1 protein-coding gene is annotated in these 2177 nt (G+C 71.6%); it reads right to left on the bottom strand.

The window, feature by feature from the left end; all coding sequences use genetic code 11:
* Positions 1–106 precede the first annotated feature (106 nt).
* Positions 107–1714: a cellulase family glycosylhydrolase gene (locus tag AB0B39_RS32695; protein WP_357576203.1), complete on the bottom strand. Its 1608-nt coding sequence runs from the start codon at positions 1712–1714 to the stop codon at positions 107–109.
* Positions 1715–2177 lie beyond the last annotated feature (463 nt).

Genomic DNA, 2177 nt, shown 5'->3' with positions numbered 1-2177 from the left:
ACAACTCGGTCTCACCGTGTACCCCTGTTTAAAAAAACCCCCCAGGGGATTTATGCGGGGGGGGGGGCCCCCCCCCCCCGGGGGCGCCCCCGGCCACCCTCGCGACTCAGCAGCTGGCGCCGTTGAGCTTCACGGTCGCCGGGGCGCTGGCCGTGCCGTTGGCGGTGAAGCCCACGGTGACCGAGGCCCCCGCCGCCAGCGACGGCGCGTGGCTGGGCGCGGCGGCGGTGACAGTCGTGCCCGACTGGGTGACTGTGGCGTTCCAGCCACTGCCAAGCGTCACGCCGGACGGCCAACTCCAGGTGACCGTCCACGGGTTGACCGCTGCCGTACCGGTGTTCTTGACCGTCAACTCACCCTGGAAGCCGCCCTGCCAGGCGTTGACCTGCCGGTAGGTGGCCGTGCAGGCGCCCGGAGGCGCGCTCGTCGGCCCGCCGGTCGGTCCGCCTGTCGGTCCACCCGTCGGCCCGCCGGTGGGTCCGCCACCGGACGGCGCGATCAGGTACGGCTGGAGGATCGCCTGCTTGGTGGTGTTGATGTTCGTCCAGTCGTCCAACGCGATGCCGCCGGTGTCACCCGAGTTGGGGTTCCACGACCAGTAGGTGAAGGACATGCCGGTCACCCCGGTGCCGGTGTACGCCATCAACTTCTCCAGCCACACCTTGTCCTTCGGGTCGGCCAGGGTGCTGCCGAACTCGCCCATCATGATCGGCGCGATGTTCTGCTTGTACAGGTAACCCCAGTACTTGTCCCAGATGGCCGGCAGGTTCGCCGGGTAGTCGGGGGCGTCGAACCAGGTCTGCCGGTAGACCGACGTGGCGTACTCGTGCGGCGAGTAGACCAGCCGGTTGGCCACGTTCAGCCGTACCGGGAACTGGCCGGCCTTGGACAGGTTGCCGCCCCACCAGCCGCAGTCCTCGTCGTTGCTCGGGTCGTTGTCCCACACATTGGAGAGACCACCGCTGGGGCAGCTCACCCCCTCCACGAAGATCAACCAGTTGGGCTGGACACCGAGGATGGCGTTGCCGGCCCGCTCGGCGGCGAGCCGCCAGTCCCGCGCGGTGTCACCGCAGCCCCAGCACGCGCCGGTGGCCGCCGGGTTGGTGCCCTCGGCGTGCGGCTCGTTGTGCAGGTCCGCACCGATCACGGTGGGGTTGCCCGCGTACCGCTGGGCGAGCATCTTCCAGTCGTTGATCCACGTCGCCTCGGAGACCGTCGACGTGTACCACAGCGGCGACTGCCCGGCCGACGTCGGCCGGTGCCGGTCCAGGATGATCCGCATCCCCTTGCTGCCGGCGTAGTCGATTACCTTGTCCAGGATCTGCAACGGCGACAGCCCGATCAGGTCCGGGTTGACGAAGTCGTTGATCCCGGTGGCCGTCGCGCCCGCCTTCAGCGCGTCGTTCGAGTACGGCACCCGCAACGTGTTGTAGCCCAGCCGGGCCATCGTGTCGAGCTGCCCCCGCCACGGATTGCTCGACCAGAGCCCGTGGAAGGTCTTGTTGTCGGTCTCCATGCCGAACCAGTTGATGCCGGTCAACCGGACCGTGGCGCCGGTGCTGTCCACGATCTGACTGCCGTTCGTGTGCAGATAGCCGGTGCCGGTCCCCGCGGCGGAGGCCGGGGTGGTGCTGACGGCGGCGGCGATGAACACGCCGGCCGCGACGGTGGCGAGCGCGGTCAGCGCACCGCCGAGAGCTTTGGGACGGAACATTCGTGCTCCACTTCAAAGGCCCGGCGCCGGCCAAGGGCCGCGCGGGCGAGCTACCGTCGGCACGTCACGGCCCCTTTGGGGTACGCGGACAGTGCGCGACGGTCCATGTCACGCGGACGGGGACACTCGCGAACGCTCACCGGCCGATCCTCGACAGCGGAGCCCCGCCGTCGTCGCCCTCGTCCCGGTGGCCCTACCTGGCTCCGTCGCCCATTCTCATCAGCCCGCCTCAATGCGTCAACTGCACGGCCCGCCGCCCAGCCCACGCCCCCGCCCAGCCCGCGCCCCCGCCCAGCCCGCCCGAGCGCGCTGCTCGGTGGCGTGCGCCGCTCGCCCGCGCACCCGCTCCGCCCGCCCGCCCAGCCCCGCCCGCGGCACCCACCCGCCCGCCCGCGCACCCGCCCGCCCGCGCACCCGCGCACCCGCGCGCCCGCCCGCGCGCCCGCCCGCCCGCCCGCGCGCC

The sequence above is a fragment of the Micromonospora sp. NPDC049114 genome (assembly GCF_040648635.1).
Lineage (GTDB): Bacteria > Actinomycetota > Actinomycetes > Mycobacteriales > Micromonosporaceae > Micromonospora.
The sequence above is the reverse complement of the archived record's forward strand: the minus strand, read 5'-3'. Positions and strand labels throughout refer to the sequence as shown.

What these genes read in the sequence shown, in the direction of transcription:
- AB0B39_RS32695 (WP_357576203.1), bottom strand. Translation starts at nt 1,714, where the DNA reads ATGTTCCGTCCCAAAGCTCTCGGCGGTGCGCTGACCGCGCTCGCCACC.